The organism is Hartmannibacter diazotrophicus (assembly GCF_900231165.1).
Classification (GTDB): Bacteria; Pseudomonadota; Alphaproteobacteria; order Rhizobiales; family Pleomorphomonadaceae; genus Hartmannibacter; species Hartmannibacter diazotrophicus.
In genome coordinates, this window is record NZ_LT960614.1 from 4,972,490 (window position 1) to 4,989,982 (window position 17,493).

Sequence of the window (17,493 nt, forward strand, 5' to 3'; positions counted from 1 at the left end):
AGGATCTCATGAAATTGAAGACGTGGCTGCTTGCGGCCCCGATTTTTGCGCTTGGACTTCCCGTCCACGCCGAAACGCTGACCATTGCCACCGTGAACAACGGCGACATGATCCGGATGCAAAAGCTGACGGACGATTTCAAGGCCAGCAATCCCGACATCGACCTTGAGTGGGTGACGATGGAGGAGAACGTCCTTCGCCAGAAGGTGACGACGGACATCGCCACCAAGGGCGGGCAGTATGACGTGCTCACCATCGGCACATACGAGGTTCCGATCTGGGCCAAGCAGAACTGGCTGCTGCCGCTCGACAACCTCGGCGCCGACTACGACGTCGACGACCTGCTTCCCGCCATCCGCTCCGGCCTTTCGGTCGACGGCAAGCTCTACGCCGCCCCCTTCTACGGCGAGAGCTCGATGATCATGTACCGCACCGACCTCTTCAAGGATGCGGGCCTGACCATGCCCGACGATCCGACCTGGACCTTCATTGCCGACGCGGCGCGCAAGCTCACCAACAAGGACAAGGAAATCTACGGCATCTGCCTGCGCGGCAAGGCCGGCTGGGGCGAGAACATGGCCTTCCTGACGGCCATGTCCAATTCCATGGGCGCGCGCTGGTTCGACGAGAACTGGCAGCCGCAGTTCGACCAGCCGGAGTGGAAGGACACCCTGTCCACCTACGTCGACATGATGAAGGATGCCGGACCGCCCGGCGCCTCCTCCAACGGCTTCAACGAGAACCTGGCGCTCTTCCAGTCCGGCAAGTGCGGCATGTGGATCGACGCCACCGTGGCTGCATCCTTCGTGACCAACCCGAAGGACTCGACGGTCGCCGACAAGGTCGGCTTCGCGCTCGCCCCCCACAAGGAAGGCGTCGAAAAGCACGGCAACTGGCTCTGGGCCTGGTCGCTGGCAATCCCCGCCGGCACCCAGAAGTCCGAAGCGGCGGAGAAGTTCATCTCCTGGGCGACCTCCAAGCACTACGCCGAGCTCGTCGCCTCCAAGGAAGGCTGGGCCAACGTTCCTCCGGGCACTCGCCAGTCTCTCTATGACAACCCGAAGTATCAGGAGGCGGCACCCTTCGCCAAGATGACGCTGGAATCGATCGAAGCGGCCGACCCGATCCATCCGACGGTCAAGCCCGTGCCCTACACCGGCGTGCAGTTCGTCGCCATTCCGGAGTTCCAGGGCCTTGGAACCGCTGTCGGACAGCAGTTCTCCGCGGCCCTTGCCGGCCAGGTGTCGATCGATCAGGCCCTTGCCACGGCTCAGCAGCTCGCCACGCGCGAGATGATGAAGGGCGGCTACATCAAGTGATGTAACCCGCCACCTCCCGAGCGCTCCGTCCGCCACTCTTCCCATTGCGGCGGACGGAGACGGGATGTGCCGTCAGGACTTGACGCGAAAATCCTCAATCCATCCGACGACGGCTTGCCGCCGGCCCGGTCGCCGCAAGCCGCCGAAGACCAGACCTTCCGCCAGGGGCTTGGTCCGCATGCGAAGACGTTGACGGGAGGCTTTTCCTTCCCGCGCGTCGCGACTCTCTGCATCGCAGCCTCAGAACAAGAAGGAAGAGGCGGACATGGCAACGCTGCACACGAAGGCTTCGGCCCGCCTGATGATCTCTCCGGCAGTGATCCTGCTGTTCTTGTGGATGATCGTCCCGCTGGCGATGACGCTTTACTTCTCTTTCCTGCGCTACAATCTTCTGATGCCGGGCATGGAGGAGTGGACGGGCTTCTTCAATTACGAGTTCTTTGTCACCGACCCTGCCTTTTCCACGGCCATCGCCAACACGCTGATCCTCGTCGGCGGCGTTCTCGCGATCACCATTGTCGGCGGCATTCTCTTCGGCCTGTTGCTTGACCAGCCCTTCTATGGCCGCGGCATCGTGCGGCTGATGGTCATCGCCCCCTTCTTCGTGATGCCCACCGTCTCGGCGCTGGTCTGGAAGAACATGATGATGCACCCGGTCTACGGCATCTTCGCCTGGATCGCGCGCACCTTCGGCCTGCAACCGGTCGACTGGCTCTCCAGCGTGCCGCTCTTCTCGATCATCATGATCGTCGCATGGCAGTGGCTGCCGTTTGCGACACTGATCCTTCTGACGGCGCTGCAGTCGCTCGATTCGGAGCAGAAGGAAGCCGCGGAGATGGACGGCGCCGGCTTCGTCTCGCGCTTCATCTACATCGTGCTGCCGCACCTTTCGCGCGCCATCACGGTGGTGGTCCTGATCGAGACCATCTTCCTGCTTTCGGTCTTCGCCGAGATCCTCGTCACCACCGGCGGCGGACCCGGCACCCAGACCACCAACCTCACCTATCTCGTCTACACCCAGGCTCTCCTGCAATACGACGTCGGCGGGGCCTCGGCGGGCGGCATCATCGCGGTCATCCTCGCCAACATCGTTGCGATCTTCCTGATCCGCATGATTGGCAAGAATCTCGACAAGTAAGGAGGCACCGACATGGCACGCAAAGTCTCCACACGGCAGACCGTGATCTTCACCGTCCTCGGCTGGACGATCGGCTTCCTGATCTTCTTCCCGATCCTGTGGACGTTCCTGACCAGCTTCAAGACCGAGGGCGAGGCGATCGCCAATCCCCCGAGCTTCCTGTTCTTCGAATGGACGACGGAGAACTACCTGGAAGTGCAGTCGCGTTCCAACTACTTCCTGCACTTCGGCAACTCTGTGGTCATCGCCATCGGATCGACCATCCTCGGACTGATCATCGCGGTGCCGGCGGCCTGGGCCATGGCCTTCTCGCCGACCAAGCACACCAAGGATGTGCTGATGTGGATGCTCTCCACCAAGATGATGCCGGCGGTGGGCGTTCTGGTCCCGATCTACCTGCTCTTCCGGGACTGGGGCCTGCTCGACACCCGCACGGGCCTGACCGGCATCATGACCATGATCAACCTGCCGATCATCGTCTGGATGCTCTACACCTACTTCCGCGAGATTCCGGGCGAAATCCTGGAAGCCGCCCGCATGGACGGCGCCTCGCTTGCCAAGGAAATCGTCTACGTCCTCACCCCGATGGCCGTTCCCGGCATCGCCTCCACCATGCTGCTCAACATCATCATGGCCTGGAACGAGGCATTCTGGACGTTGAATCTCACGGCCGCCAAGGCCGCCCCGCTGACGGCGTTCATCGCCTCCTATTCGAGCCCCGAAGGTCTCTTCTGGGCCAAGCTCTCGGCGGCCTCCACCATGGCGATCGCCCCGATTCTCATCCTCGGTTGGTTCAGCCAGAAGCAGCTCGTGCGCGGGCTCACCTTCGGCGCCGTGAAGTGAAGGAAGAACAACAATGGGCAATATCCAGCTTCAGGGCGTGACCAAGTCCTTCGGCGAGACAACCGTCATTCCCTCGATCGACCTCGAGATTGCCGACGGCGAGTTCGTGGTCTTCGTCGGCCCGTCGGGCTGCGGCAAGTCCACGCTCCTGCGTCTCATCGCGGGTCTGGAGGACATCTCCGGCGGCAAGATCGTCATCGACGGCAAGGATGCCAGCGACAGCCCGCCCGCCAAGCGCGGTCTGGCGATGGTGTTCCAGTCCTATGCGCTCTATCCCCACATGAGCGTCTACAAGAACATCGCCTTCCCGCTGAAGATGGCGAACATCGAAAGCGCGACGATCGACAAGAAGGTGCGGGACGCCGCGCGCGTTCTCAACCTCACCGACTATCTGGAACGCCGGCCGGGGCAGCTCTCCGGCGGCCAGCGCCAGCGCGTCGCCATCGGCCGCGCCATCGTGCGCGAACCGGCGGCCTTCCTCTTCGACGAACCGCTCTCCAACCTCGATGCGGCCCTTCGCGTCGGCATGCGGCTGGAGATCAGCGAACTGCACCAGCGCCTGAAGACGACGATGATCTACGTCACCCACGACCAGGTCGAGGCCATGACCATGGCCGACAAGATCGTGGTGCTGAACAAGGGCAACATCGCGCAGGTGGGCACGCCGCTCGAACTCTACCACCATCCGCGCAATCTCTTCGTCGCCGGCTTCATCGGCTCGCCGAAGATGAACTTCATCACGGGTGCCGAGGCGGAAAAGCTGGGCGCGAAGACCATCGGCGTGCGGCCCGAGCACATGGTTCTCTCCACCACCGAGGGGACCTGGCAGGGCATCGTCAACGTCTCCGAACATCTCGGCTCCGACACCTATCTCCATGTCCATGTCGAGGGCCAGGACATCATGACTGTCCGCGTCGGCGGCGAGTTCCCGGTCCATTACGGCGACCGCGTCTTCCTGACGCCGGAGGCCGGCAAGGTCCACCGCTTCGACGCCAAGGGCAACGCCATCCAGTAACGCCTCGGGGCGGCGCAATCGACAGCGGCGACGGGATGGGCGACGGCGTTCGCATCGCTCGGGGGCAGGCCGACGCCGGGAAGTCGGACCGAAGAAGTGAGCACACAAGGATCAGATCATGTCCACGCGGCTTAGCGCATCCACTCTCGGCCGTCTCCCGCCCGGCATCAAGGTCCCGTCCTACGATCGCGGCAGCCTCAAGGCCGGTATTCTCCATGTCGGCATCGGCAATTTCCACCGCGCCCATCAGGCCGTCTATCTGGACGATCTCTTCAACATGGGAGAGAGCCTGGACTTCGCCCTTCTAGGCGCCGGCGTGCGCGCGGGCGACGAGGCGATGCGCGTGGCACTTGCCGGCCAGGACTACCTGACGACGGTGGTGGAGCAGGAAGCCGGCAGCATGGAGGCCCGCGTCACCGGTGCGATGATCGACTTCATCCCCCCCGCCGACCGCACCGCCACGATCGATGCCATGTGCGATCCGGCGATCCGCATCGTCTCGCTGACCATCACCGAAGGCGGCTATTTCGTCGACGCCTCGACCGGCAGCTTCGACGTCGGCCACCCGGAGATCGTTGCGGACGGCGCCGCGCCCGAGGACCCCAAAACCGTCTTCGGCATGATCGTGCTGGCGCTGAAGCGGCGGCGCGCGGCCGACATTCCCGCCTTCACGGTGCTGTCCTGCGACAACCTTCCCCACAACGGCTCGGTCACGCGCAAGGCCGTCGTGGGCCTCGCAAGGCTCTCCGATGTCGACTTCGCGGGCTGGATCGACGCCAATGTCGCCTTTCCCAACTGCATGGTGGACAGGATCACGCCGGCAACGTCCGAGCGCGAAAAGCGCATCCTCGCCGAGGATTTCGGGATCGACGACGCCTGGCCGGTCTTCTGCGAAAGCTTCCGCCAATGGGTCGTGGAGGATAAGTTCCCGACCGGACGGCCGGCGCTGGAGAAGGTCGGCGTCGAATTCGTGCCGGATGTCGCGCCCTACGAGCTGATGAAGATCCGCATCCTCAACGGCGGCCACGCGGTCATCGCCTACCCGGCGGGCCTGATGGGCATCCACTTCGTCCACGAGGCAATGGAAAACGACCTCGTCACCGCCTTCCTGCAGAAGATCGAGACGGAGGAGATCATCCCGGAGGTGCCGCCTGTCCCGAACACGGACATTGCCGACTACTTCACCCTGATCCAGCGCCGCTTCGCCAACCCCAAGATCGGCGATACTGTGCGCCGCCTCTGCCTCGACGGCTCCAACCGGCAGCCGAAATTCATCGTCCCAACCATCGCCGACCGGCTCGTCAAGGGACTTTCGGTCACGGGTCTTGCGTTGGAATCGGCGCTCTGGTGCCGCTATTGCTTCGGCACGACGGATGCGGGCGAGACCATCGAGCCGAATGATCCGAACTGGCCGCGCTTGCAGGCGACGGCCCAAAAGGCCAAGGACGACCCGATGGCCTGGCTCGCTATGGGCGATGTCTATGGCGACGTCGGCAAGTCGGATGCCTTCGCCAAGGCCTTTGCGACGGCGCTTGACAGCCTCTGGACGAAGGGCACCAAGGCTACAGTGGAGGCGTATCTTTCCGATCGCCTCGTCTGACCGAACGGGCCGGGTCTTCCCTCGCCAAGGGGAGAGGACCGGCCCGGACCAGAACAGGGATCGCCACGCCGTGGACCGGGAACCGCTTGTCATCTTCGATTGCGACGGGGTGCTTGTCGACAGCGAGCCCATCGCCATCGACGTGCTCTGCGAGACCCTTCGCGAGGCCGGCCTCCCGATCGACGCCGAATTCGCCTACGCCCGCTGCCTTGGCCGGTCGATGGCCTCCACCGTCGATATTCTCGCCAGTGAATTCGGCTTCCACGTCGATAGCGAGCACCTGCGAAAAATCCGCTCCCGCCTCTACGAACGCTTTCGCGCCGAGCTGAAGCCCGTCCCCGGCATCGTCGAGGCGCTGGCGGTATTGCCCGGTCGGCGCTGCGTTGCATCGTCGAGCCAGCCGGAGCGAATTCGCCTTTCGCTTGCCGTCACGGGCCTTCTGGAAAGCTTCGAGCCACATATATACAGTGCCACGGAAGTGAAGACGGGAAAGCCTGCGCCCGACCTCTTTCTTCATGCGGCCAGGGCCATGGGATGCAGCCCCGATCGCTGCATCGTGGTCGAGGACAGCCCCGCCGGGATCGAGGCGGCAAGGCGCGCGGGCATGGCCGTTTTCGGCTTCGTCGGCGGCTCGCACGTGCTGCCGGGCGATCTCGTTGCGCGTGTCTCGGCCATGAAGCCGGATCTCGTTTTTGACGACATGCATCAACTGCCCGGACTGATAAGGGGCAGAATGCCGGGGGGATAGAGGAATTGGCCCGAGACCTTCTCTGCGCGGTCGACGTTGGAACGAAAAGCGCGCGGGCAGGGATCGTGACCCCCGACGGCCAGCTTCTCGCCAAATGCGAGACACCCTTTTCCCTGAGATCCGAACAGCCCAACCACGCCGAGCATGATTCGGAGGAAATCTGGCGCGCGGTCTCGGCGGCGGTCCGCGAGGCTCTTGCCGCCGCCGGCGTCGGGGCGGAGCGCATCGCCGGCATCGCCTTCGACGCGACCTGCTCGCTGGTCGTGCGCGGCGAAGGCGGCCGACAACTGCCGGTCAGTCCGTCGGGCAAGTCCCACTGGGACACCATCGTCTGGCTCGACCATCGCGCGATCGGCGAAGCCGACGAATGCACGGCCAGCGGCCACGAGGTGCTTGGCTTCATCGGCGGGGCGATGTCGCCGGAGATGGAAACGCCGAAGCTCATGTGGCTGAAGCGAAACCTGCCAGACACCTGGAAGGCTGCCCGCCATTTCTTCGATCTGACCGATTTCCTGAGCTGGCGGGCGACCGGCTCCACCGCCCGTTCGCAATGCACGCTGACGGCCAAATGGACCTACCTCGCCCATGAAGACAGCTGGCGCGAAGACTTCTTCGAAAGCCTCGGCATCGGCGACATGCTGGAGCAGGGCAGCCTTCCGGCGATCGCCGCACCGGTCGGGTCCCGTCTCGGCACCCTCACACCCGAGGCGGCCGCCGAACTCGGCCTCGACACATCGGTTGTCGTCGGGGCCGGGCTGATCGATGCCTTTGCCGGCGCGCTCGGCGTGATTGGCGGCTTTGCGGCCGAGGAGATCGACCGGCATCTGGCGCTGGTCGCAGGCACATCGAGCTGCATCATGGGCATGTCGCCACGCGCTCGGCCGGTCTCCGGCGTCTGGGGGCCCTATTACGGCGCGGCCCTGCCCGGCCTCTGGCTCTTTGAGGGCGGCCAGTCGGTGACGGGCGGCCTGCTCGATCACGTCATCCGGCTTTTTGGCCGCGGCCTGGAGGCCGACGCCGAAACCCATCAGCGCATCATCGCCCGCGTTCAGGAATTGCGCGCCAGCGAGCCGGATCTTGGCGGCGGCATTCACATCCTGCCGGATTTTCACGGCAACCGCTCGCCCTTCGCCAACCCGCATGCCAGCGGCGTCGTCAGCGGGCTGACCCTCGACGACAGCTTCGACGGGCTTTGCCGGGTCTACTGGCGTGCCTGCGTGGCGATTGCCCTCGGCGTCCGCCATATTCTTGATCACCTCAACGCGCACGGCTTCCAGATCGACACGGTCCACGTCACCGGCGGCCACACCCGCAACCCGCTGCTGATGGAACTCTACGCCAACGCCACCGGGTGCTCGGTCAGCCTCTCCGAGACGCAGGATGCGGTCCTGCTCGGAACAGCCATGGTCGCTGCCGCCGCAAGCGGCCTCCATGACGACCTCACCGCCGCCGCCGCCGCCATGACCCGGCCGGAGACGCGCATTCCGCCCGATCCTGCGGCGGCCACGCGCCACGAGCGTGACTACCGAATCTTCCTGCGCATGCACGAGCAGCGTCAGGAGATCGACCGGATGATTCAGTCAACCGAAATCTGAATCCGACTTATCAATGCCATTCAATGCCGATGGCAATAAATTAGCCGGATAAATTTACGGGTTCTGCTGCTTGGACGTCCCACTTGCCGCCGGCTCTGCCTGGTCCGTCAGCCAGGCAAAAAGCGTCTCGACGGGCCGGCTCCGCGATGCACCGGAAACGATCCAGTACCCCCGATCGGGACGACTGACGACCGGACCGGCCTCAACAAGCGTGCCGCTTGCGATCAGGTCATCGACAAGGCCGGACCATCCGAGCGCGACGCCCTGCTCAGCCAACACGGCCTGGATCACCAGATTGTAGGTGTTGAGGCCAAGATCGCCCTTGGTCGGCTGCCGCTTCACGCCGAAATGGCCGAGCCAGCTTTCCCATGACTGCCAGCGCTGCCGTGGACCGCTGTCGAGATGCAGCAGCGTCGCCTTGGCAAGATCCGCCGGCGCTTCGAACGGCCCGTGCAGGGCAAGATAGCCGGGACTGCAGACCGGAACGACATGCTCGGCCATCAGCTGCGTCGCCGCCGGTCCGAAATTCTCGCGCGTGCCGAAGAGGACGCTGATATCGGCGATCTCGTCGTGACGCGGATCGATCGCCTGCGAGGCGATCACATGCACCTCGATATCCGGCTGCATTCGCCGGAATTCGGCGATGCGCGGCATCAGCCAGAAGGCGGCAAAGCCGAAATCGGTGAAAAGCCGCACCGGTGCGGTTCGCTCGCCAAGACGGATCAGCCGGGCAGCCTCGTCGATCCGCTCCACGGACGGGCGGACCGCGTCATAGAGCATCTGTCCCTCGGCGGTCAGATCCGTGCTGCGATGGCGGCGCCGGACGAGAGCAACGCCGAGTTCGGTTTCCAGCCTTCGGATCTGGTAGCTGACCGCCGGCTGCGACAGCCCGAGCTCTTCTGCGGCCCGCGTCAGATTGCGATGCCGCCCGACGGCCTCGAAGAGCCGCAGCCATCCCATCTCCAGCTGCCTCTTTGACATAAAATTCTTATGCCTGCGATCGAAAGAATGGGTCTGCACAACCCCTTGGAACCAGCGGCACACTGCGGAAAAAGGCACATAAAGAGCCGCCCGATGCAAGAGCGGCCGTTCGCACTGTTCCAATCAGCGCAATTCGTGACCAAAGGGGAACTTGGATATGAAGCTTCCAATCAGGGCCATGGCCGTCGCCGTCGGCATCCTCGCCTCGGGCCAGGCCTTCGCGGCCGAGGCCGAAAGCTGCAAGACGATCCGCATGTTCGATCCGGGCTGGACCGACATCACCTCCACCAACGCCATCGCGGGCTTTCTGCTGAAGTCACTCGGCTACGAGCCCGACATCAAGACGCTCTCGGTGCCCATCGGCTATCAGTCGCTGAAAAACGGCGAAATCGACGTCTTCCTCGGCAACTGGATGCCGGCGCAGCAGAAGTTCCGTGACGACCTCGACGCCGCCAAGGCCGCCGAGGTCGTCACGCGGAACCTGGAAGGCGCCAAATTCACGCTCGCCGTGCCGACCTATGTCGCCGAGGCAGGCGTGAAGGACTTCAAGGATCTGGCCCCGAATGCGGAGAAGTTCGGCGGCGAGATCTACGGCATCGAGCCGGGCGCACCCGCCAACAGCAACATCATGAAGATGATTGCCGCCGACGACTTCGGCCTCAAGGACTGGAAGGTGGTGGAATCCGGCGAACAGGCGATGCTGGCGCAGGTCAAGCGCAAGGAGCGCTCGAAGGACTGGATCGTCTTCCTCGCCTGGGCGCCGCATCCGATGAACACGAAATTCGATATCACCTACCTCTCGGGCGGCGATGCCTATTTCGGCCCGAACTACGGCGGCGCCGAGGTCTATACGCTGGCCCGCACCGGCTGGCCGGAGGCCTGTCCGAATGCCGCCGCCTTCTTCAAGGGCCTTGTCTTCGACATCGACATGGAAAATGCCATGATGGACATGATCCTCAACGAGGGGACGGACCCGGAAGCCGCCGCCAAATCTTACCTCGCAGCCCACGCCGACGTTCTGGAACCGTGGCTCGGCGGCGTCACGACCTTTGACGGCGCCCCGGCCCTGCCCGCCGCCAAGGCTGCGCTCGGCCTCTGACCAAAACCGCGCTCACGCCCTCGGACCACTCGTCCGTGGGCGTGAGCCCAATGAAGATGACCTCGCACACGCGGACGCTGACCAATGAAACGACCGAATATCCTCATCCTGATGGTGGATCAGCTCAACGGCACCCTCTTTCCAGATGGTCCCGCGCCGTTCCTGAAGACACCGCATCTGAGGGCACTCGCCGAGCGCTCGGTCCGCTTCCGCAACAGCTATACGGCAAGCCCACTCTGCGCGCCGGGCCGGGCCTCCTTCATGTCCGGCCTCCTGCCCTCGCGCACGAAGGTCTATGACAACGCGGCCGAATTTGCCTCCGACATCCCCACTTACGCCCACCACCTGCGCCGGGCCGGCTACCGCACGATCCTCTCCGGCAAGATGCATTTCGTCGGCCCCGACCAGCTTCACGGCCTGGAGGAGCGACTGACCACGGACATCTACCCGGCCGATTTCGGCTGGACGCCCGACTACACCCACCCCGGCGAGCGGATCGACTGGTGGTATCACAACCTCGGCTCGGTCACCGGCGCTGGCGTTGCCGAGATCACCAACCAACTCGAATACGATGACGAGGTTGCTTATCATGCCGGCGCCCGGCTCTATGATCTTGCCCGCGGCAAGGACGAACGCCCCTGGTGCCTGACCGTCAGCTTCACCCATCCGCACGACCCCTACGTCGCACGGCGCCGCTTCTTCGACCTCTACGACGATTGCGAGGCGCTCGACCCGGACGTCGCCCCGATCGCCTATGACGACCTCGACCCGCATTCCAAACGCCTCTGGCACGCCTCGAACTGCGGCAGCTTCGACATCACGCCGGAGATGGTTCGCCGCTCGCGGCAGGCCTATTTCGCCAACATTTCCTATCTCGATGACAAGATCGGCGGCCTGATCGACATCCTGCGCACGACCCGTATGCTCGACGACACGATCATCGTCTTCACCTCCGATCATGGCGACATGCTCGGCGAGCGCGGCATGTGGTTCAAGATGAGCTTCTTCGAGGGCGCCTGCCGCGTGCCGATCATGATCGCCGCGCCCGGCCTTGGCGCAGGCCTCAACGAGACGCCGGTCTCGACCCTCGATCTCCTGCCGACGCTGGTGGAACTCGCCGGGCTCGACCCGGCCTCCGTCGCGCGCTGGACGAATGGCGAAAGCCTTGTCCCGCTGGCGAATGGCGGAACGCGCGGACCGGTGGCCATGGAATATGCGGCCGAAGGAACCGTCGCCCCCATGGTGGCGCTGCGTGACCGCCGCTGGAAATACATCCGCTGCGAGGCCGATCCGGCCATGCTCTTCGACCTTGCGACCGATCCGCACGAGCGCGAGAATCTTGCCGGCCGGCCCGAACACCGCGAGACCGAGGAGCGCCTTGCGGCAGAAGCGGCCCGCCGCTGGGATCTCTCCGCCTTCGATGCCGCCGTCCGCGAAAGCCAGGCCCGCCGCCATGTGGTCTATGAGGCCCTGCGCAACGGCGCCTATTATCCGTGGGACTACCAGCCGCTGCAGAAGGCCTCGGAGCGCTACATGCGCAACCACATGGACCTCAACGTCCTGGAAGAAAGCCAGCGCTTTCCGCGAGGCGAATAGATCACATTGGCGCGGACGGGCTCAGGCCACGTCCACCCAGCCCCGTGTCTGGAACGAACGGGCCATGGCATGGACGGTCCGCTCGATCGCAAGGCCGGCGGCAAAGTCGATCACCCGCGCCGGCTCGTCCGCCACCGCCCGCAACACCTCCCGCGCCTCGATCACCTTGAGGTCGTTGAAGCCGAGGCCGTGGCCCGGCGCCGGAACGAACCGGCCATAGGGCTCGTGCTCGGGCGCGGTCAGCACCGTCCGGAACCCCTGGACGGCCGCCGGATCGCTCGTGGAATAGATCTGGAACTCGTTGGCGCGCTCCTGATCGAAAAGGATCGATCCGGCGCTGCCGAAGATCTGCAGCGCGAGCCGCCCTTTCCGACCCCAGGCGGCGCGATTGACCATCAGCGCCCCGGAAACGCCATCCGCAAAGCGCATCAAAACCTGCGCAATGTCATGGGTTTCGACGGCACGCCGGCCGCCATCGGCGAGCGCGCGGTCCGCACCCAGTTTCGCCATGTCGCAGACAACCGATGAGACGGGCCCGATCAGCATCGTCAACAGCGACAGCGGATGAACGGCGAAATCGTCGAGCGCACCATATCCGCTCTTGGCGTCATGCTTCCAGTTGAACGGCGCCGTCTGATCGGCCATGAAATCCTCGTCCATCTCGACGCGGACGTGATTGACCGCACCGATGGCTCCCTCGGCCAGAAGCCTGCCGATCTGGCGGATGGCCGGGCTCTGGATATAGTTGTAGCCGAGCACCGCGACCTTGCCGGACCGTCGCGCCGCCTCACACATCGCGGCCGCATCGGCCTCCGACGTCGCCATGGGCTTTTCGCACCAGACATGCTTGCCGGCCTCAAGGGCGGCGATGGCCATTTCGGCATGGAACTGGTTCGGCGTCGTGATCGAGACGATCTCGACTTCCGGGTCGGCGATCACCGCGCGCCAGTCGCCCGAGGCCCGGGCAAAGCCGAGTTCCGCCGCCTTCGCCTGGGCAAGCGCCTCATTTGCCTCGCCGAGATGGACGAGGCGCGGACGGTCGACATCGCCGAAGGTCGGTGCGACGGCATTCCACGCAAGCGCGTGGCACTTGCCCATGTAGCCTGTTCCGATGAGGCCGACACCGATCGAACCCATGTTGTGCTCCTGAAGAGGGCGATTGATTGAGAGAGCCGTTCCCGCGGTCCGATGTCGGAACCCGTCCGGCACAAGACCTTGCGGCCGGCGAAACATTGCAGCGTCAGGGCCAAGCGACTATCAACGCCAGAGCGGATGACGTCCGAGAGCCTGTCCATTGCGGACCGGCTTCCGGTCGGACCGATCCTCGGGAAACTGTCGACTGGAACGGAACAGCGGAATTTATCTGTCCTGCAGGTTATTTTGGAATTAATGTTCCATTACAGGAACGATTGTCAAGCGGGGACGGGAGCCGGCGCAGAGGATGTCAGCCATGGACAAGGACGCCATCGAGCTTCCCCCGAAGGATTTTCAAGGCTTCAGGGAATTGCTGTTCAGCCGGCAGATGAAGCTGCCCAAACGGCTGGCGCAGATCGCCGCCTACGCCATGGCCAACCCGGACGAGATCGCCCTCGGCACGATCGCGCAGATCGCCGAGAAGGCGGGCGTCCAGCCCTCCGCGCTGGTGCGCTTCTCCCAGACCTACGGCTTCCAGGGCTTCTCTGATATGCAGGCGCTCTTCCGCGACCGCATCCGGGAGCGCAACTCCACCTATCAGGACCGCCTCGACGCGATTCGCGCCAATTCCGACGGCCAATCGCGCTCCGCCCGTCTCTTCAAGGGCTTCAGCGAAGCGGCGATCAAGTCCATCGAGACGGTGAACGAGCAACTCGATTTCGCCGAACTCGACAAGGCCATCGATCTACTTGCGCGGGCGGAGACAATCTATCTGCTGGCCCAGCGCCGCTCCTACCCGATCACCGCCTATATGCACTATGCCTTTGGCAAGCTGGGCATCAGGACCTGCCTTGTGGCCTCCAGCAGCGGTGTCGATAGCGAAATCCTCTCCTTTGCGGGCGAACGGGACGCAGCGATCGCCATCAGCTTCACGCCCTATGCCTCGGCAACCCTGATGCATGTCCGCCAGGCCGCGCAGGCCGGCGTTCCCATCGTCTCGCTGACGGATTCCTTCTTCTCGCCGCTGGTTGCCGACAGCACCGTCTGGTTCGAGGTCGCCGAGGCCAACTTCCAGGGTTTCCGGTCGCTTTCCGCCACCATGGCCCTTGCGATGACCCTGACGGTCGCCGTCGGCGACGCCCGCCGCGAGTTGCAGACGGATGAAGAGCCCAAGGCTCAAGGCTGAAGGTGCCATGCCGTCTGCGTCACGCCGCGCGCAGTAAAGCTGCCGGCCGGGGGGACAAACGCTGTGCGCGCAACGAATATGGAATAATAATTCCATATTGACGATTTTAGAATTCCATGTTTTCTTCTCCGCGATGGGAAACCGGTCCGCGACCGCGCGAGCGGGTCAGGCCGTCCGGTCGCCATGACCTGACGCGCGACCAGCATACGGCCCCAAGGAAGTTCGGGAGACGGGACAATGCCAAAGACCCTCGACGTGGTGACGATCGGACGCTCGTCGGTCGACCTCTACGGGCAGCAGATCGGTGGCCGGCTGGAGGACGTCACCTCCTTTGCCAAGTCCATCGGCGGCTGCCCGGCCAACATCGCGGTCGGCACGGCACGCCTCGGCCTGAAATCGGCGCTGGTCACACGCGTCGGCGCCGAGCAGATGGGCGGCTTCATCCGCGAGGGCTTGGCCCGCGAGGGCGTTGCCACCGACGGCGTCATCGTCGACCGGCAGCGGCTGACCGCGCTGGTGCTTCTGGCCGTGCGCGACGAGGGCGTCTCGCCGATGATCTTCTATCGCTCCGACTGCGCCGACATGGCGCTGGAAGAAGGCGACCTCGATGAAGCCTTCATCGCCTCGTCCCGCGCGGTGCTGGTGACGGGCACGCATTTCTCCCGGCCCAACACGGCCGCCGCCCAGACAAAGGCGATCCGCATCGCCAAGGCGCATGGCGCACGGGTCATCTTCGACATCGACTACCGGCCCAATCTCTGGGGCCTTGCCGGCCACGACGCCGGCTTCGAGCGCTACGTGAAATCCGATCTCGTCACGAAAAACCTCGCCGGCGTCCTGCCAGACTGCGACCTGATCGTCGGTACCGAGGAGGAGATCCTGATCGCCTCGGGCGCCGACGACGTGCTCTCGGCCCTGAAGGCGATCCGACAGGTCTCCGCCGCGACCATCGTCCTGAAACGCGGCGCCATGGGCTGCATCGTCTACGATGGCCCGATCAGCGACGACCTGGAGGACGGCATCGTCGGCGACGGCTTCCTGATCGAGGTCTACAATGTGCTCGGCGCGGGCGATGCCTTCATGTCGGGCTTCCTGCGCGGCTGGCTGAAGGACGAGCCGCTGGCGACCTGCGCCACCTGGGCCAACGCCTGCGGCGCCATCGCGGTCTCGCGCCTGCTCTGTTCGCCGGAATATCCGACCTTCGACGAACTCAACCATTTCCTCACCAAGGGCGCCTCCACGAAAGCCCTGCGCAAGGACGCGGCCTTGAACCACATCCATTGGGCGACGACCCGCCGTCCGCAGCCCGAGACCCTGATGGCGCTCGCCTGCGATCATCGCATGCAAATCGAGCAGATCGCCGACCGCCTCGGCGTCGACCGCGGCAGGATCGAGGATTTCAAGGTGCTGACGGTGGAGGCCGCCGCCAAGGTCGCGGCCGGCCGGCCGGGCTATGGCATGCTGCTCGATTCCACCTACGGCCAGAAGGCCCTCTACAAGGCGAGCTACCAGCCCTTCTGGATCGCCCGTCCGGTCGAGCAGCCAGGTTCCCGGCCGCTCGACTTCGACCATCTCCCGGACCTCGGCAGCCATCTCACCGAATGGCCGGTCGACCACTGCATCAAGTGCCTCTGCTTCTACCATCCGGACGATCCGCCGGAGCTGAAGAAGCGGCAGGAACGCGAGTTGCTGCGCCTTCATGATGCCGCGCGCACCGTTGGCCGCGAATTGCTGGTGGAAATCATCGCCGGCAAGCACGGACCGCTCACCGAGACGACCGTCGCCTCGGTGATCCAGCGGCTCTATCACCTCGGCATCAGGCCGGACTGGTGGAAGCTGGAGCCGCAGTCCGATCCGAAGGCCTGGAAGGCCATCGAGGCTGTGATCGCCTCCAACGATGTCTACTGCCGCGGGATCGTGCTCCTCGGCCTCGATGCGCCGAAGGCCGAACTCGTCGCCGCCTTCAAGGCCGCTGCGGTAACGCCGATGGTCAAAGGCTTCGCCGTCGGGCGGACGATTTTCGCCGCCGCCGCCGACAGGTGGCTTGCCGGCCAGATCAGCGACGAGGAAGCCATTGATGACATGGCGACAAAATTCCAGGCGCTGTGCGATGCCTGGCAACGCGCCACGAGAGCCGAGGCCGCCTGAACGCAGGCGCCGCAATCGAGAAGACCACCCATCAGACCTTCCGCAACCTTGCGCAAGGTCGTTCACTCCCCATCCGGAGCCAACAAAAAATGATCCGTATCGGTGCCAATCCGATCTGCTGGTCCAACGACGACATGATCGAAATCGGCGGCAACATCAGCCTCGAGCAATGCCTTTCCGAAGCCAGCGAAATCGGCATCGAGGGCATGGAACTCGGCAACAAGTTTCCGAAGACCGCCGAGGCCCTGAAATCGAAGCTCGCCGAATACGGCATGGTCTTCATTTCCGGCTGGTACTCGACCTTCCTGCTGGAGCGGGACGCGGAGGCGGAATTCGAGGCTGCTCAGGAGGCCCTTGCGCTGCGCAAGGGCGCCGGCGCCGAGGTGCTGATCGTCTGCGAATGCACCCGCACGGTCCATGGCGTGAAGGAGGCTCCGCTGTCACGGCGCCCCGTGATGACCGACGCCGAGTGGGATGCCTTCCTTCCCCGGATGACGCGCTTTGCCGAGCTGGTGAAGGACTACGGCCTGCAACTCGTCTACCACCATCACATGGGAACCGTCGTGCAGACCGAGCCGGAGATCGACCGCCTCATGGCCGGCACCGGCCCGGCGGTCAAGCTCCTGCTCGACACCGGCCACGCCACCTGGGGCGGCGCCGATCCGGTGCGCCTTGCCCGGCTCTACCGGGACCGCATCGGTCATTTCCACGCCAAGGACGTGCGCGAGGACGTGCGCGCGAAGTCGGAAGCCAGCGACTGGTCCTTCCTCGACAGCGTTCTGGAGGGCGTCTACACCCAGCCCGGCGATGGCAAGGTGGATTATGTCTCGGTGTTCCGCGAGATTCCGGACTATTCCGGCTGGGTGGTGATCGAGGCCGAGCAGGATCCCGAAAAGGCCAATCCGAAGCAATATGTCACGATGGGATTTGCCAATCTCAACCGCTTCCTGAAGGAAGCCGGGCTGAAGTAGGGGCAATCCTCTCTGTCATTGACCCGGGCGACATGTCATTCCCGGCCGAGGTCTGAAAGACCGAGGGGAAGGGAATCCATAAATCAGCCCGGGAATTTCCGCTGCTCACGTCTGGATCCC

At 64.3% G+C, this 17,493-nt stretch carries 14 protein-coding genes; 12 read left to right on the plus strand and 2 right to left on the minus strand.

Translation table 11 applies throughout. From position 1 onward, the window contains the following. The first annotated feature begins 8 nt into the window (after positions 1-8). From HDIA_RS22955 to HDIA_RS22985, 7 genes are all read left to right on the plus strand, one after another. Entirely contained in the window at positions 9-1,319 is a 1,311-nt protein-coding gene (locus HDIA_RS22955; protein WP_099558292.1) for an ABC transporter substrate-binding protein, read from the plus strand. 265 nt (positions 1,320-1,584) lie between these two features. After that, positions 1,585-2,457: a carbohydrate ABC transporter permease gene (locus HDIA_RS22960; RefSeq protein ID WP_099558294.1), complete on the plus strand. Its 873-nt coding sequence runs from the start codon at positions 1,585-1,587 to the stop codon at positions 2,455-2,457. 12 nt (positions 2,458-2,469) lie between these two features. After that, positions 2,470-3,300 (plus strand): carbohydrate ABC transporter permease, encoded by an 831-nt coding sequence (locus HDIA_RS22965; RefSeq protein ID WP_099558295.1) that lies wholly within the window; start codon positions 2,470-2,472, stop codon positions 3,298-3,300. A gap of 13 nt (positions 3,301-3,313) precedes the next feature. Beyond that, positions 3,314-4,315 carry an ABC transporter ATP-binding protein gene (locus HDIA_RS22970; RefSeq protein WP_099558297.1) on the plus strand — a complete coding sequence of 334 codons (1,002 nt, stop codon included), beginning with the start codon at positions 3,314-3,316 and terminating at the stop codon, positions 4,313-4,315. 118 nt (positions 4,316-4,433) lie between these two features. After that, complete coding sequence (locus HDIA_RS22975) at positions 4,434-5,915, plus strand: mannitol dehydrogenase family protein (RefSeq protein WP_099558298.1); 1,482 nt, start codon at positions 4,434-4,436, stop codon at positions 5,913-5,915. Between the two features lie 70 nt (positions 5,916-5,985). Next, positions 5,986-6,663: an HAD family hydrolase gene (locus HDIA_RS22980; RefSeq protein WP_245884047.1), complete on the plus strand. Its 678-nt coding sequence runs from the start codon at positions 5,986-5,988 to the stop codon at positions 6,661-6,663. Positions 6,664-6,668: 5 nt separating this feature from the next. Then, entirely contained in the window at positions 6,669-8,258 is a 1,590-nt protein-coding gene (locus tag HDIA_RS22985) for an FGGY-family carbohydrate kinase (protein ID WP_099558301.1), read from the plus strand. 54 nt (positions 8,259-8,312) lie between these two features. On the opposite strand, the gene HDIA_RS22990 is transcribed toward HDIA_RS22985, so the two are convergent. Next, positions 8,313-9,239: a choline sulfate utilization transcriptional regulator gene (locus HDIA_RS22990; protein ID WP_099558303.1), complete on the minus strand. Its 927-nt coding sequence runs from the start codon at positions 9,237-9,239 to the stop codon at positions 8,313-8,315. Positions 9,240-9,396: 157 nt separating this feature from the next. Between HDIA_RS22990 and choX the strand changes: the two genes are divergently transcribed. Further along, complete coding sequence (gene choX, locus HDIA_RS22995; protein WP_099558304.1) at positions 9,397-10,338, plus strand: choline ABC transporter substrate-binding protein; 942 nt, start codon at positions 9,397-9,399, stop codon at positions 10,336-10,338. Between the two features lie 84 nt (positions 10,339-10,422). After that, complete coding sequence (betC, locus tag HDIA_RS23000; protein WP_099558306.1) at positions 10,423-11,934, plus strand: choline-sulfatase; 1,512 nt, start codon at positions 10,423-10,425, stop codon at positions 11,932-11,934. 21 nt (positions 11,935-11,955) lie between these two features. Here betC and HDIA_RS23005 read toward each other — a convergent pair whose 3' ends face one another. Continuing rightward, on the minus strand, positions 11,956-13,071 hold the full coding sequence (locus HDIA_RS23005; RefSeq protein WP_099558308.1) for a Gfo/Idh/MocA family protein: 1,116 nt from the start codon (positions 13,069-13,071) through the stop codon (positions 11,956-11,958). A 304-nt stretch (positions 13,072-13,375) separates the two neighbouring features. Between HDIA_RS23005 and HDIA_RS23010 the strand changes: the two genes are divergently transcribed. The 3 genes from HDIA_RS23010 (at position 13,376) to iolE (ending at position 17,373) form a co-directional block, all read left to right on the plus strand. Then, positions 13,376-14,254: a MurR/RpiR family transcriptional regulator gene (locus HDIA_RS23010; protein WP_099558310.1), complete on the plus strand. Its 879-nt coding sequence runs from the start codon at positions 13,376-13,378 to the stop codon at positions 14,252-14,254. Positions 14,255-14,491: 237 nt separating this feature from the next. Next, positions 14,492-16,402, plus strand: a complete 1,911-nt coding sequence (locus tag HDIA_RS23015) for a bifunctional 5-dehydro-2-deoxygluconokinase/5-dehydro-2-deoxyphosphogluconate aldolase (protein ID WP_099558312.1) — start codon at positions 14,492-14,494, stop codon at positions 16,400-16,402. Positions 16,403-16,491: 89 nt separating this feature from the next. Further along, complete coding sequence (gene iolE / locus HDIA_RS23020; RefSeq protein WP_099558314.1) at positions 16,492-17,373, plus strand: myo-inosose-2 dehydratase; 882 nt, start codon at positions 16,492-16,494, stop codon at positions 17,371-17,373. Positions 17,374-17,493: the final 120 nt, after the last annotated feature.

What these genes read in the sequence shown, in the direction of transcription:
- HDIA_RS22990 (WP_099558303.1), bottom strand. Translation starts at nt 9,239, where the DNA reads ATGTCAAAGAGGCAGCTGGAGATGGGATGGCTGCGGCTCTTCGAGGCC.
- HDIA_RS22960 (WP_099558294.1), top strand. Translation starts at nt 1,585, where the DNA reads ATGGCAACGCTGCACACGAAGGCTTCGGCCCGCCTGATGATCTCTCCG.
- HDIA_RS22965 (WP_099558295.1), top strand. Translation starts at nt 2,470, where the DNA reads ATGGCACGCAAAGTCTCCACACGGCAGACCGTGATCTTCACCGTCCTC.
- HDIA_RS23015 (WP_099558312.1), top strand. Translation starts at nt 14,492, where the DNA reads ATGCCAAAGACCCTCGACGTGGTGACGATCGGACGCTCGTCGGTCGAC.
- iolE (WP_099558314.1), top strand. Translation starts at nt 16,492, where the DNA reads ATGATCCGTATCGGTGCCAATCCGATCTGCTGGTCCAACGACGACATG.
- HDIA_RS23010 (WP_099558310.1), top strand. Translation starts at nt 13,376, where the DNA reads ATGTCAGCCATGGACAAGGACGCCATCGAGCTTCCCCCGAAGGATTTT.
- choX (WP_099558304.1), top strand. Translation starts at nt 9,397, where the DNA reads ATGAAGCTTCCAATCAGGGCCATGGCCGTCGCCGTCGGCATCCTCGCC.
- HDIA_RS22970 (WP_099558297.1), top strand. Translation starts at nt 3,314, where the DNA reads ATGGGCAATATCCAGCTTCAGGGCGTGACCAAGTCCTTCGGCGAGACA.
- HDIA_RS23005 (WP_099558308.1), bottom strand. Translation starts at nt 13,071, where the DNA reads ATGGGTTCGATCGGTGTCGGCCTCATCGGAACAGGCTACATGGGCAAG.
- betC (WP_099558306.1), top strand. Translation starts at nt 10,423, where the DNA reads ATGAAACGACCGAATATCCTCATCCTGATGGTGGATCAGCTCAACGGC.
- HDIA_RS22975 (WP_099558298.1), top strand. Translation starts at nt 4,434, where the DNA reads ATGTCCACGCGGCTTAGCGCATCCACTCTCGGCCGTCTCCCGCCCGGC.
- HDIA_RS22955 (WP_099558292.1), top strand. Translation starts at nt 9, where the DNA reads ATGAAATTGAAGACGTGGCTGCTTGCGGCCCCGATTTTTGCGCTTGGA.